Consider the following 13,144-nt stretch of genomic DNA (forward strand, 5'->3'; position numbering starts at 1 on the left):
AGTCCTGTCGCCCGCTTTTGCTTGACGTGGTTGGATGCGCTGGCATTGCACGCCAGCGCCAGCGCCTCAGTTGTCCATGACGAGGTGCAGACACTGCTGAATTGAATCCGCGCGTGCCTGGAAACAGGCTCCAGGCCGCGCCACCAGACCGCGAAGCGGCGGTGAGGGAACCACTGGCTCGCCAGTGGTCCCACTTGGTGTCTCGTTCTCCGACACCGTGCGCGTGCATTTGCACGCGCATTTTTTATGTCCTCACCATGCGCTCTGCAGCGATCGGTGCATCCAGCAACTGGCGCAGGTCGGCGACAAATCCGCGGTAGCCTTCCTCGCGTGCGGCCTCCGAGCCCTGCCGCAGTACCCATGAGGGATGCACGGTGGTCAGCACCGGCGTGCCGTCGTCCAGCCGCAGCCACTGGCCACGCTGCTGCATCAGGCGGAAGCTGTTTCCCAACACCGCCTGTGCGGCGGTCGCACCCAGGCACACGATCTGTGCCGGACGCAGCTGCGCGCGCTCGGCCTGCAACCAGCCACTGCAGGCCTGCACATGCGAGCGTTCCGGGTTGCGATGCAGACGCCGCTTGCCACGTTGCTCGAAACGGAAATGCTTGACCGCATTGGTCACGTAGACCGTGTTGCGATCGATGCCGATCTCGTCCAATGCCCTATTGAACAAACGCCCGGCCGGCCCGACGAACGGACGCCCGCTCAGATCCTCTTCGTCGCCGGGCTGCTCGCCGATCACCATCACCGACGCGTCGCTCGGCCCCTCGCCGAACACCGTCTGCGTTGCCGGTTGCCATAATGCGCAGCGCCGGCAATCGCGCGCGGCCACGCGCAACTGCGCCAGGCTTTGCGTGGCCACTTCCGGGATCGGCGTTGGCGCTACCGGCACGCGCCGCCGCACCGGCTCGGGCGCACGCTCGGCCATCTCGCGCACGCGCACGCCGGCCTCGCGGATCAGCTCCGGCAGCAAGCTCGCCTCGGGCAGGTTCTTCCAGTATTTCTGCGGCATTTCCTGCCGCATCATGGTCGGGTTGAGCCGCGCCGGATTGAAGATATGCGCGTAATAGGTGCGCCAGAGCGTCTCCTGCGCATCGTCGGCCGGCACCTGGGTGCGCACGGCGCCCTCGCCGAACGTCAATGCCTCGCCATCCCAGCGCACGCTGCGATACGGGGTGAGGATCGCCCAGCGCATCCCGGCGAACCGGCGCGCAAAGAACGGCGCCACCCGATCCACGATCCAATGTTCGGGCTCGAACCACGCCACGAAGTCTTCCTCTTCCACCGGCAAACGCCGAAAGCGCACGAACGCCTTCATCTTGTGGATGTCGCGCTGCACCGTTTTTTGCCACTGCGTCACCCGATGCACATCGACATCGGTGGCCCGCTCCAGCAGCGCGCGCTCTCCGCACGCCACCCGCCACAGCAACCGGTACAGCACCGCATAGCGCTGTGGATCGCGATGACACAACACCGCCCCCGCCATCTGCAGGAACTGCGCCGACACCCGCGGCGCGGCGACCACTGCCGGCAAATCCAGCAGCCCCTGCCCCATCAACAAGCCGCCTTGCTCTCCGCCATTCCACGCGATGGAGTCGGGCTCCACCTGCGCGCACCACCCCGCCCGCGCCAGCGCACGCCATGCGTCAAGGCTCCAACCCGGCTCGACGTCAGCGTTGAACATCGCGGTGGTCGGGACCGGTGAGTTGGGATTGGGGATTCGGGATTGGCAACAGCGTCATGTTCCTGGGTCAGCACTGGCGCTCGGTGGCGCCTTTGCGCCTGATGCCATTCTTATCCACCCTTCGGGCACCTTGGCCGGCAACACGGAAGAAGGGAGCGGAAGCGGCGGCGCGCCGGACGCTGGCGGGGAGCTGCGGTTTCAATCGAACAGACCCGCCTGCCTGGGCGCCGGCGCCAGTTGTGCGCGCAACCGCATCGGATCGTCCAAGCGCTGGCGCGGATGATGATCCAGCACACTCACAAACGGCAGCAGCTTCTTCATCGGCACCCGCAACCGCGCCAGGTCGCCCACCCGCAGCCGCGCATGCCGGCGCGACAACAACAAGCGCTCCACATTCCGCGTGCCCAAACCTGGCACCCGCAGCAGCATCTCGCGCGGCGCCGCGTTCAGATCCACCGGAAACCGCTCGGGATTGCGCAGCGCCCAGGCCAGCTTCGGATCCACGTCCAGATCGAGCATGCCGCTGGATTGCGCCGGCGCAATTTCCTCCACGCTGAACGCGTAGAAGCGCAGCAGCCAGTCGGCCTGATACAGCCGGTGCTCGCGCTGCAATGGCGGCGCCTGCAGCGGCAGTTTGGACGAGGCATCCGGGATCGGACTGAAGGCCGAGTAATACACCCGACGCATCCGGTAATTGCCGTAGAGATTGTGGCTGGTGTCCAGGATGCTGCGGTCGTTGGCGTCGTCGGCGCCGACGATCATCTGCGTGCTCTGCCCGGCCGGCGCAAACCGAGGCGGCTTGGCACGGCGCACCTTTTCGGCCTTGCGCTCGAGCTGGTTTTCTTCGATGCGCCAGCGCAACTCGCCCATCGCCGAGCGGATGCCGCCGACGCTTTTTTCCGGCGCCAGCAGCGTCAATCCCTGCTCGGTCGGCAGCTCCACGTTGATGCTCAGGCGGTCGGCATAGCGGCCTGCGGCGGCCAGCAGGTCGGGCGCGGCATCGGGGATGGTCTTGAGGTGGATGTAACCGGCGAAGTGATGCACCTCGCGCAGCTGTCGGGCCACTTCCACCAGCTGCTCCATCGTGTAATCGGAGTTGCGGATGATGCCGCTGGACAGGAACAGGCCTTCGATGTAATTGCGCTTGTAGAAGTCCAGCGTCAACGTGACCACCTCTTCCGGCGTGAAGCGCGCGCGGCGCACGTTGCTGGACACGCGGTTGACGCAATACGCGCAATCGAACACGCAGAAGTTGGTGAGCAGGATCTTCAACAGCGACACGCAGCGGCCGTCGGGCGTATACGAGTGGCAGATCCCCATGCCCTCGGTGCTGCCCACCCCGCCGGTGCCGAGCGAATTGCGCTTGTTCGCACCACTGGAGGCGCAGGACGCGTCATATTTGGCCGCATCGGCCAGCACTGCGAGTTTGTCGAGGATTTTCACGCAAGCAGCATGTCGCGATGGCGTCTCAGCCCATGAGACTGCACGCAACCTCATCGTGAATGCTTCAGAGCGCTGCGCTGCCGGCTAGTGTGGGCAGCCTGCCTTACGGCTGCGGGCCGGTTTGTCGTAGGCAGCAAGCCTTGTCGCTGCGGGTCATGCGTGTTGCAGCCATCGCACCAGGCCGGCTTGCAGCGTCACCAACTGGCCACTTGCTCTGGCTTGCAGGCGGTTGGGCAGTGCCTCGGGATTGCGGGTCCGGCATGCTGCCTGCGCCGTAGGTGACGGCTACGGCGCAGGCGTGCTGCAGTCGCCATGGCTCAGGCGGCGACCGGGCCCGCAAGCGCGCGATCAGCATTGGGATCGCCGTCGAACCGGTAGATATCCATCGCCAGAAACCCCGCATCGATGCCGGCATCAATGCGCTGTGCGCCAAGCCGGTCGTCGCCGGCCGCGCCCATCGCCACGTACAACGGCAACAGGTGCTCGTCGGTGGGATGCGCCCGCGCGGCATGCGGTGCCTGCCGGCGGTAGTCCAGCAACGCGGCGATGTCGTCCTCGACCAGCTTGCGCTCGGTCCATTCGATGAAGGGCCGCACATACGGCGCCTCGCGCTCGGCGCTGTAGCCGTGGCGGAAGTCGTGCAGGTTATGGGTGATGCTGCCAGAGCCGATCACCAGCACGCCTTCCTCGCGCAGCGGTGCCAGCGCGCGACCGACCGCAAACTGGTGCGCCGGCCCCAGCTCGGGTTGGATCGACACCGACACCACCGGGATGTCGGCGGCCGGATACAGCAGGCGCAGCGGCACCCATACGCCGTGATCGAAGCCGCGCTGCGGGTCCAGGTACGGATGCAGGCCGGCCTGTTCCAGCCGGCGCACGATCTGCTGCGCCAGCGCCGGCTCGCCGGACGCGGGATATTCCAGCTCGTACAGCGGCGCCGGAAAGCCGCCGAAGTCATGGATGGTGGGCGGCTGCGCGGCGCCGCTGACCAGCGGGCGACGGCCCAGCCAGTGCGCGGACGCCACCACGATCGCGCGCGGCCGCGGCAAGGTCTGCGCGAGCTCGGCCAGGCGCTCGCCGACCTGCCCCGGCTGCAAGGTAGTCATCGGCGATCCGTGCGAGATGTACAGGGAAGGCAAACGGGTCATGGGGCACTCCTCAAAAGAACGACAGGCCGCCTCAACGCGCCGGCTTCAGCGCCCACGCGCCATCGCCGAGCAGGGCTTGCACGATCAGCAACACCGCCCAGAGCGCCGGGTACTCCCAGCCGCCACCCGGATTGGAGAAGCCGAACCCGTTGCCACCGTGCACGCTGACGATGGTGCCCAGCAGCAGCGGCACGCCCAGCAGCCCGACCCAGCGCGCGTAGATGCCCAGCAGCAAGGACAGGCCCAGGCCCAGTTCCAGCGCGATGGTGAGGTAGGCCAGCGCGCCCGGCAGGCCGAGCGAGTGGAAATAGGCCACGGTGCCGGCCGGGGTGAATACCAGCAACTTGGTCAGGCCGTGCGCCAGAAACAGCGCGCCCAGACTGATGCGCAGCAAGGCGACGCCATAGGCAGCGGTACGCGGGGAAGCAAGGGACGTGGACATTGGACGGACTCCGGTGAGGACCTGCACAGCCTATTGCTTACAAAATTCTGATAAATAGTTCTAGTTCGGATAATTTATTGCGATCAAAGCAATAATAGGACACCCATGGATACTCTCGATGCGATGCGCGTGTTCGCAGCAGTGGCCGAACGCAGCGGCTTCAGTGCCGCCGCCGATGCGCTGGACCGCTCCACCGCCAGCGTGACCCGGCAGGTCGCCGCGCTCGAGCAACGGCTGGGCACCCGCCTGCTCAACCGCACCACCCGGCGGGTCAGCCTGACCAGCGCCGGGACCGCGTATTACCAGCGCTGTCTGCAACTGCTGGCCGACCTGGACGATCTGGAGGCCACGGTCGGCGCGCAGGCGCTCGAGCCGGCCGGGGTACTGCGCGTCAATGCGCCGGTGAGCTATGGAATCGAGCGCCTGGCCGCGCTGCTGCCGGGCTTTTGCGCGCGCTACCCGCAGGTGGAACTGGACCTGTCGCTGTCGGACCGGCTGGTCGACATGGTCGAAGAAGGCTTTGATGTGGCCATCCGCATCACCCGTCAGCCGGCGCCGACGCTGATCGCCCGGCGCCTGGGCACGGTCCGCCTGGTGCCCTGCGCGGCGCCGGCCTACCTGGCCCGTGCGGGCACCCCGATGCACCCGGCCGACCTGGCCGGCCACGACTGCCTGCTGTACCACTACTCGCCCAACGGCGACGAGGTGCGCTTCCATGGGCCCGATGGCGATAGCGATGTGCGCATCCACGGCAGCCTGCGCGCCAACAACGGGCATGTGCTGAGCGCGGCGGCGGTGGCCGGCCTGGGCATCGCGATGCAGCCGGACTTCCTGGCCGACGAGCATCTGGCCGCCGGCCGGCTGGTGCGCATCCTTCCGCAGTACGCGCTGGGGGAGATCGGCATCTTTGCCGTCTATACCAGCCGCAGCCATCTGGCCCCGAAGGTCCGCAGCTTCATCGATTACCTGGTCGACAGCATGGGCGATACGGGGCGCTGATGAGCCCGGCAACAGTACGTCCCGTCGATGGTCATTAACCTGGCGCCGCATGTGTGGTCACAATCGGGGCCCCCCAGACCAACAGGACTGCGCATGAGCAAGATCGCCATCATCTATTTCAGCGGCTACGGCCACACCGTCAAACTGGCCGAAGCCGTGCATGCCGGCGCCGCCAGTGTCGGCGAGGCCACGCTGTACCGCATCGACCAGGACGGCAACCTGCCCGACGACGCCTGGGAGGCGATCGGCGCAGCCGACGCCATCATCTACGGCAGCCCCACCTACATGGGCGGGCCGGCGTGGCAGTTCAAGAAGTTTGCCGACGCCAGCTCCAAGCCGTGGTTTGCGCAGGCCTGGAAGGACAAGATCGCGGCCGGCTTCACCAACTCGGCCTCGGTGAACGGCGACAAGTACGCCACCATCCAGTATTTCTGGACGCTGTCGCAGCAGCACGGCCAGGTCTGGGTGGGTACCGGCCTGCTGCCGTCCAACACCAAGGCGAACGGTCCGCAGGACATCAACTGGACCGCCGGCTCGGCAGGCGCGCTGGCGATCTCGCCCTCCGATGCCTCGCCGGAAGAAGCGCCGCGCAGCGGCGATCTGGAAACCGCCAAGCTGCTCGGCAAGCGCGTGGCCGAATTCGCCGGCAAGCTCAAGGGCTGAATCGGCGAATAGGAGCGCCCGCGTAAGAACACCCGTGCATGGCAGTGGGCCCTGGTCTGCTGACATGTGCGGGTTTTGCGTGGATTCGCAGCCCGCGTCCTGGTTTGCGCGCTCTAACGCCGATGCTTGCCTGACGGCCGTTTGCCTGTGAGCTCACCGGACGCCACAGCAGCCCGCCAGCCACCCACAGCGCGTCATCGCACGGGCCACACCGCGCTAACGCGCGCCGCCGCATCCTTCCCCTGCCTTCTTCGCCGCACGGAGTTTCACGCACCATGCAAACCCGCACGCTTGGCCGTTCCGGCCCCACCGTCTCTGCGCTCGGCCTCGGCTGTATGGGCATGAGCGCGTTCTACGGCGATCGCAGCGACGAGGCCGGCTCGATCGCGGTGATCCATCGCGCGCTCGATCACGGCGTCAGTCTGCTCGACACCGCGGACATGTACGGCCCGCATACCAATGAAATCCTGGTCGGCAAGGCCATCGCCGCGCGCCGGCACGAGGTGTTTTTGGCCACCAAGTTCGGCATCAAACTCGATCCCAACGACCCGTCGGTGCGCGGCATCGATGGCAGCCCGGACTATGTGCAATCGGCCTGCGAAGCCAGCCTGCGCCGCCTGGGCGTGGAGCACATCGATCTGTACTACCAGCACCGCGTGGACCCCAACGTGCCGATCGAAGACACCGTCGGGGCGATGTCGCGTCTGGTCGAGCAAGGCAAGGTGCGTTTCCTGGGGCTGTCGGAAGCCGCTGCAACCACCATCCGCCGCGCGCATGCGGTGCATCCCATCACTGCGGTGCAGACCGAATACTCGCTGTGGTCGCGCGAGCCCGAGGACAACGGCGTCTTCGCCACCGTGCGCGAACTCGGGATCGGGTTCGTTCCGTATTCGCCGCTGGGCCGCGGGTTTCTGACCGGCGCATTCGCCTCCCCGGACGACTTCGAGGCCGACGATTACCGCCGCCATTCCCCGCGTTTCCAGGGCGAGAACTTCACCCGCAACCTGCAACTGGTGGAGCAGGTCAAGGCGATCGCCGCCGACAAGGGCATCACGCCGGGGCAGCTGGCACTGGCCTGGGTACTGGCGCAGGGCCAGGACCTGGTGCCGATCCCGGGCACCAAGCGGCTGGCCTACCTGGAAGAAAACCTCGGCGCGCTCGATGTGGCGCTGATGCCGGACGAGCTCGCACGCATCGATGCGATCTTCCCGCTGCAGGCCGCGTCCGGTACGCGGTATCCGGAAGCGATGATGGGCGCGCTCAGCCGCTGAGCGGTGCGCGTGGGAGCACACGCGGGCGCGACGGTCCGGCGATGGCGTGCGCTCACGCCATCGCACCGGCATGGCTCGCACACTGGGCATCACCACCGTCCGAGTGACACGTCCTGCCATGCTGTCCTTCGTGATCCCCGCCCATGACGAGGCCGTGCTGATCGGCCAGACGCTGCAGTGCCTGCACGCCTGTGCGCAGACCCTGCAGCTGGACTACGAGGTGATCGTGGTGGCCGATGCCTGCGAGGACGCCACCGCCGCCATCGCGCGCGCGGCCGGTGCGCAGGTGCTGGACGTGCAATTGCGCCATATCGCCGCCACCCGCAATGCCGGCGCGCAGCAGGCGCAAGGCGATCGCCTGCTGTTCCTGGATGCCGATACGCTGGTGAACCCGCAGGTGGTCGGCGCCGCGCTGGCGGCGCTGGATGCCGGCGCGGTCGGCGGTGGCGCGCAGGTGCATCTGCAAGGCAGGCGCATGTGGGTCGAGCGCATGGCGCAGGCGATCTTCGGCGGGTTGTTCCGTCTCGGCGGCATCGCACCGGGCTGCTTCCTGTTCTGCACGCGCGCCGCATTCGTCAGCGCCGGCGGCTTCGATACGCGTTACTACGCCGGCGAAGATGTGGCATTGAGTCGCGCCCTGGCACGCTGCGGGCGGTTCGTGATCCTGCGCCAGACCGTGCACACCTCCGACCGCAAGCTGCGCAGCTTTTCCAAGCGCGAGCACCTGAGGTTGCTGTTGCGCTTTCTGTGGCGTGGGCGAAGCATGCTGCAGACCCGCGATGCCCTGGGATTCTGGTACCAGCGCCGGCGCTGAACCGCGCGTGTCCGCAGGGCCGCTGTGCCGGCTGCGCGCCGCACTCGCGTCGGGACGTGGCGACGGCGGCAATTTACACTGGTATGTCTGTTTTTACGTTTCCGAGTTGCGCTCGCATGGCTCTTCTGCACCGCCCTGTCCTGATCGCTGCGCTGTCGGCGGCCCTGCTGAGCACCGCCGCGTGCCAACGCGACGGCACCTCACCGGCAACGACGGCGCACGCCACAGCCACGCCCACCACGCCCAAGCTGGGCGATTTCGGTTTCGATGCGGCGGGCATGGACCGCAGCGTGGCAGCGGGCGACGACTTCTTCAGCTACGCCAGCGGCAACTGGGTCAGGACCACCCAGATCCCTGACGACCGCTCCAGCTTCAACAGCTTCGTCAGCATCGCGATCGAGACCGAGCAGCACAGCCGCGACATCATCGAAGGCGCTGCCGCCAACGACCGTGTCACCGGCGAAGACAAGCAGATTGGCGATTACTACGCGGCCTACATGGATGAAGCCGGCATCGAGGCCAAGGGCGTGCGCCCGGTGCAACCGGAATTGGACGCCATTGCGCAGCTGGACGACAAACAGGCCCTGGCGCGCACCCTGGGCGGCCAGCTGCGCGCCGATGTGGATTTGCTCAACTCCACCAATTTCCATACCGACCGGCTGTTCGGTCTGTGGATCTCGCAGGATCTGCATCACCCGGGCCGCTACGCGCCGTATCTGGTGCAGGGCGGCCTGGGCATGCCGGACCGCAGCTTCTATCTGGACGACGGCCGCATGACGCAGATGCGCGATGCCTACCGCGCGCACATCGTCAAACTGCTGGAACTGGCCGGCATCGCCGACGCAGCGGCCAGGGCCGAGCGCATCCTGGCCCTGGAAACCGCGATGGCGCGCGTGCACGCCACCGCCGAACAGACCAACAACGTGCAGGCCGGCGCCAATGCCTGGAGACAGGCCGATTTTGCGCGTCACGCGCCTGGCCTGGAATGGGCGCCGTTCTTCGATGCGGCCGGCTTGAAGGCGCAGCAGGAGTTCATCGTCTGGCAGCCCGGCGCGGTGACCGGGTTGTCGACCCTGGTGCGCTCCGAATCGCTGCAGACCTGGAAGGACTACCTGAGCTTTCGCGCCCTGGACCGCGCCTCGCCGTATCTGTCCAAGGCCTTTGCCGATGAGCGCTTTGCGTTCTACGGCACCACGCTGGAAGGCACCCCGCAACAACGGCAGCGCTGGAAGCGCGGCATCGACGCCACCAACGCGGCCCTGGGCGAAGCGGTGGGCGAGCGCTATGTGCAGAAGTACGTCAGCGCCCAGACCAAGACGCGTGCCGAGGAGATGGTCAGGAACATCGTCACCGCCTTCGGCAAACGCATCGACGCGCTGGAGTGGATGAGTCCGCAGACCAAACAGCATGCCAAGGCCAAGATTTCCGGGCTGACGGTGGCGGTGGGCTATCCGGACACCTGGCGCGACTACAGCGCGCTGGATGTGCGCCGCGACGACGCGCTGGGCAATGTGCAGCGCGCCGAGCTGTTCGAGTACCGGCGCAATCTGGCCAAGCTGGGCAAGGCCGTGGATCACCGCGAGTGGTACATGCTGCCGCAGGAGGTCAACGCGCTGAACGTGCCGCTGGAAAACCGCCTGCTGTTTCCGGCCGCGATCCTGCAGCCGCCGTTCTTCGACCCGGCGGCAGACGATGCGGTGAACTACGGCGCCATCGGCGCAGTGATCGGCCACGAGATCAGCCACAGCTTCGACAACATGGGCGCGCAGTTCGACGAACATGGCGAGCTGCACAACTGGTGGACGCCGCAGGATCTGAAAAAATTCGAGGCCGCCGGCAATGCGCTCGCCGCGCAGTTCAGTGCGTACAAGCCGTTCGACGACCTGAGCGTCAACGGCAAGCTGACGCTGGGCGAGAACATCGCCGACGTCGCCGGCCTGGCCACTGCCTACGACGCCTATCAGCTGTCGCTGCAGGGCAAGCAGCCGCAGACCATCGACGGCTTCAGCCCGGACCAGCGCTTCTTCCTGGGCTTTGCGCAGGCCTGGCGCGGCAAGTACCGCGACGCGGCGCTACGCAACGCCGTGCTCACCGACGTGCACGCACCAGGACGCTTCCGCGCGCAGACCGTGCGCAACCTCGATGCCTGGTATCCGGCATTCGATGTGCAGCCGGGCCAGCAGTTGTATCTGCCGCCCGAGCAGCGGGTACGGATCTGGTAGGTGGTGTTCCGCTGCGATGGCGATTGCGCGTGACGCAGGCCGGATCCATGGGGCTGGAGTACGTCTCTCCACCGTACCCTCACCCCAACCCCTCTCCCGGTGGGAGAAGGGCTTGAGAGCAGGATTCAGCTTGATTTCAACGCGCGCAGCAGGCTGGCCCTCTCCCGCCGGGAGGGTGCTTGAGAGCAGGATTTAGCGGGGTCTCAAAGCGCGCAGCAGGCTGGCCCCTCTCCCGCCGGGAGAGGGGTTGGGGTGAGGGTACGGCCACACAGCGCACCAGCCCCCGCGTCACACCACCGCACTGCACCCAGCAAGCACCCGCACTCACCGTTCCCCGGGCCACTCCAGCAACAGCGTCTGCGGCAGCTGCATGCGGCGGCACGCGCGTGCGGACAGCCCGTCGCGTAGCGCGGTGCGGAACAAGGGCGACAGGCTGCGCAGCAGCCGCGCCGACGCATGCGCCTGCGCGCGCTGCGTGGTGGTGCGGCCGAGCATGTCGCTGGCCCAACCCGGCAACAAGGAGGTACCGGCACCGAGGAACACGCCGCGCGACAGACCGGCCGCCGGCACCGGCAACTGGATGCTGGTGAGGATGTCGAGCACCTCGCGCGAGCGCGTGTCCATGCGCAACTGCCCGCGCACGGTGGCGAAATAGGCATCGACCTGCGCTTCGCTGGCGGGCACATCGGTGGCGCCCAGCGCTTCGGCGACACGGCGCGCTTCGTCGTAGTAACGATCGGCGATGCGCGCCGGCACGTCGCGGCAATAACGTCGGCAACCCTGCAGAAAACCGTAGGCCTCGGTGACGTGCACCCAGGTCAGCAACGGCGGATCGTTGGCGTCGTAAGGCAGGCCGTCGGCGGTGTGGCCGTGGATATGCGAGTGGATGCTGCGCACGCGGGCGATCAATTGCTCGGCTTCGGCGCGCGGGGCGTAGGTGGTGCCGGCGACGAAATTGGTGGTGCGCCGCAGCCGCCCGACCAGGTCGGCGCGGAAGTTGGAATGGTCGTAGACCCCGGCCAGCGCGCGTGGATGCAGCAGCTGCAGCATCAATGCGCACAGCCCGCCGGACAACATGCCGGGAAATTCCGAATGCACCCGCCAGGTGACGCTGTCGGGCCCGAAGATGCCGGGATCTCCGAGTGGCTGGTCGTAGTCGATGGTGCTCTGGCCACGCGGAAACGCGCCCAGCACCCAGCGATGGATCTGCCTGGCGGCAGGGGCGGTGAGGGTACGCAGGACGGCTGACATGCGCGCAAGGATACCTAGGCGGCTGCAAGACCGCGTCGTGGCCCTGAGGGGCTGGCATTGGGGATTGGAGATTGGGATTCGTCAATGGCAGCGCCGCGTGCGCTGCTCGCACCCATGTGCGCCGACCATCTGGACTGGTCCTTGCCCGGTCGTCGCGGGACCTTGAGCGGCATGGATGCTCGCGCGGCGCTCACGCGATCTGTACGCCGGACTCGACTGCGCCCATCGCAACCACCTCGATCGCGGATGCACTCAGGCACGCACGCGCGCGTGTGCAGTGCAGCAAGAATGGCGACGCCCGGCGGCTGCAGTCATTCGGCAAACGCTGCAAAGCGCCTGAATACCGCGATTTGTGCGCGGGTGCGCGGGATTGGCCGGCCCTCGGGTCGCAGCAGGCATTGCCATGCACAGCGAAAGTGCTAGAACTAGGGCCGTCCGCGCACAGGCCTGCATCGCTGCGAGCCGCTGCCCGGTCGCTCCAGGGCACCGGCGCGTTGCCGGGTGCAGCAAGTCGTTCGTACCAGCCATCCGTCAGGAGCTTGTCATGATCGCTTTGTTCCAGGGTTTGGGCCTGCTATTGCAGGACAACGCACTCCATCGGCTCTCCTTCGACGAGCAGGTCGCGCACTGGCGCGAAAAGACCGACCAGCAGCTCGACCGGGAGCTCAATCTGCTCAAGGTGGCCAAGAAACAATGGGTGATCGCCTCGATCATCGGCTGGCAGGCGATCTCGCTGGTGCTGCTCGGCGTGATCACCCACCAGCTGTGGCAGAACGACTACCACCTCACCTTCAGCCGCGTGGTGATCATCTTTACCTCGTGGGCCTCGATCCTGTTCGTCATGTGGTACATCGCCGATCTGTTCGACCACAGCGCCGGTTTCGAACGCTGGCTACGCGCCTTCAACAGCCGCGCGCGGCTCACCCCGGATGCCGACTCGGTCGAATGCGTGGCCGATGCGCTGGACATGACGCGCCGCTACCCGGAAGTGCTGCGCTACAAGCAGGACGTCAGTTCCAGGCGCGAATTGCGCCACGAAGACATCGTCAACATGCGCGAGATGGGGCGGCTGCGTCGCTACACCGAACTGTTGCGCGATCTGGACCGCTTCGATGGTGCGCCGCGCCTGGTGACCATTACCAATACCCCTAGCGCGGCAGGGACGCTGGCGTAGCGGTCCAGCGATGGATGCAGGGTTCCCAACAGA

10 protein-coding genes and 1 pseudogene are annotated in these 13,144 nt (G+C 66.9%); 6 read left to right on the forward strand and 5 right to left on the reverse strand.

Annotation, left to right across the window (positions count from 1 at the left end; genetic code table 11):
* Positions 1-244: 244 nt before the first annotated feature.
* From XaplCFBP3123_RS17495 to XaplCFBP3123_RS17510, 4 genes are all read right to left on the reverse strand, one after another.
* A complete protein-coding gene (locus tag XaplCFBP3123_RS17495; protein WP_104535174.1) occupies positions 245-1,684 on the reverse strand; it encodes a UdgX family uracil-DNA binding protein in 1,440 nt (479 codons plus the stop codon).
* 198 nt (positions 1,685-1,882) lie between these two features.
* On the reverse strand, positions 1,883-3,127 hold the full coding sequence (locus XaplCFBP3123_RS17500; protein WP_104535175.1) for a putative DNA modification/repair radical SAM protein: 1,245 nt from the start codon (positions 3,125-3,127) through the stop codon (positions 1,883-1,885).
* A gap of 317 nt (positions 3,128-3,444) precedes the next feature.
* Positions 3,445-4,275, reverse strand: coding sequence for a dioxygenase family protein (locus XaplCFBP3123_RS17505; protein WP_104535176.1), 831 nt, complete (start codon positions 4,273-4,275; stop codon positions 3,445-3,447).
* Between the two features lie 31 nt (positions 4,276-4,306).
* Complete coding sequence (locus tag XaplCFBP3123_RS17510; RefSeq protein ID WP_104535177.1) at positions 4,307-4,717, reverse strand: DoxX family protein; 411 nt, start codon at positions 4,715-4,717, stop codon at positions 4,307-4,309.
* Between the two features lie 105 nt (positions 4,718-4,822).
* Here XaplCFBP3123_RS17510 and XaplCFBP3123_RS17515 point away from each other — a divergent pair, with 105 nt between their 5' ends.
* From XaplCFBP3123_RS17515 to XaplCFBP3123_RS17535, 5 genes are all read left to right on the forward strand, one after another.
* Positions 4,823-5,716 carry a LysR family transcriptional regulator gene (locus XaplCFBP3123_RS17515; protein WP_104535178.1) on the forward strand — a complete coding sequence of 298 codons (894 nt, stop codon included), beginning with the start codon at positions 4,823-4,825 and terminating at the stop codon, positions 5,714-5,716.
* Positions 5,717-5,809: 93 nt separating this feature from the next.
* Positions 5,810-6,379 carry a flavodoxin family protein gene (locus XaplCFBP3123_RS17520; RefSeq protein WP_104535179.1) on the forward strand — a complete coding sequence of 190 codons (570 nt, stop codon included), beginning with the start codon at positions 5,810-5,812 and terminating at the stop codon, positions 6,377-6,379.
* Between the two features lie 275 nt (positions 6,380-6,654).
* Complete coding sequence (locus XaplCFBP3123_RS17525) at positions 6,655-7,650, forward strand: aldo/keto reductase (protein WP_104535180.1); 996 nt, start codon at positions 6,655-6,657, stop codon at positions 7,648-7,650.
* A 118-nt stretch (positions 7,651-7,768) separates the two neighbouring features.
* Complete coding sequence (locus XaplCFBP3123_RS17530) at positions 7,769-8,464, forward strand: glycosyltransferase (protein WP_104535181.1); 696 nt, start codon at positions 7,769-7,771, stop codon at positions 8,462-8,464.
* Between the two features lie 152 nt (positions 8,465-8,616).
* Positions 8,617-10,686 (forward strand): M13 family metallopeptidase, encoded by a 2,070-nt coding sequence (locus XaplCFBP3123_RS17535; protein ID WP_104535282.1) that lies wholly within the window; start codon positions 8,617-8,619, stop codon positions 10,684-10,686.
* A gap of 324 nt (positions 10,687-11,010) precedes the next feature.
* Here the strand turns inward: XaplCFBP3123_RS17535 and XaplCFBP3123_RS17540 are convergent, their stop codons facing one another.
* Complete coding sequence (locus tag XaplCFBP3123_RS17540) at positions 11,011-11,937, reverse strand: oxygenase MpaB family protein (RefSeq protein WP_104535182.1); 927 nt, start codon at positions 11,935-11,937, stop codon at positions 11,011-11,013.
* 455 nt (positions 11,938-12,392) lie between these two features.
* On the opposite strand from XaplCFBP3123_RS17540, the pseudogene XaplCFBP3123_RS17545 reads away from it, so the two are divergent.
* Positions 12,393-13,111, forward strand: a pseudogene (locus XaplCFBP3123_RS17545) (hypothetical protein).
* Positions 13,112-13,144 lie beyond the last annotated feature (33 nt).

The organism is Xanthomonas arboricola pv. populi (assembly GCF_002939945.1).
GTDB classification, from domain to species: Bacteria; Pseudomonadota; Gammaproteobacteria; order Xanthomonadales; family Xanthomonadaceae; genus Xanthomonas; species Xanthomonas arboricola_A.

Excerpts from the sequence above, each read along its gene's own strand:
- XaplCFBP3123_RS17495 (WP_104535174.1), bottom strand. The coding sequence starts at position 1,684 with ATGTTCAACGCTGACGTCGAGCCGGGTTGGAGCCTTGACGCATGGCGT.
- XaplCFBP3123_RS17505 (WP_104535176.1), bottom strand. The coding sequence starts at position 4,275 with ATGACCCGTTTGCCTTCCCTGTACATCTCGCACGGATCGCCGATGACT.
- XaplCFBP3123_RS17510 (WP_104535177.1), bottom strand. The coding sequence starts at position 4,717 with ATGTCCACGTCCCTTGCTTCCCCGCGTACCGCTGCCTATGGCGTCGCC.
- XaplCFBP3123_RS17515 (WP_104535178.1), top strand. The coding sequence starts at position 4,823 with ATGGATACTCTCGATGCGATGCGCGTGTTCGCAGCAGTGGCCGAACGC.
- XaplCFBP3123_RS17520 (WP_104535179.1), top strand. The coding sequence starts at position 5,810 with ATGAGCAAGATCGCCATCATCTATTTCAGCGGCTACGGCCACACCGTC.
- XaplCFBP3123_RS17525 (WP_104535180.1), top strand. The coding sequence starts at position 6,655 with ATGCAAACCCGCACGCTTGGCCGTTCCGGCCCCACCGTCTCTGCGCTC.
- XaplCFBP3123_RS17530 (WP_104535181.1), top strand. The coding sequence starts at position 7,769 with ATGCTGTCCTTCGTGATCCCCGCCCATGACGAGGCCGTGCTGATCGGC.
- XaplCFBP3123_RS17540 (WP_104535182.1), bottom strand. The coding sequence starts at position 11,937 with ATGTCAGCCGTCCTGCGTACCCTCACCGCCCCTGCCGCCAGGCAGATC.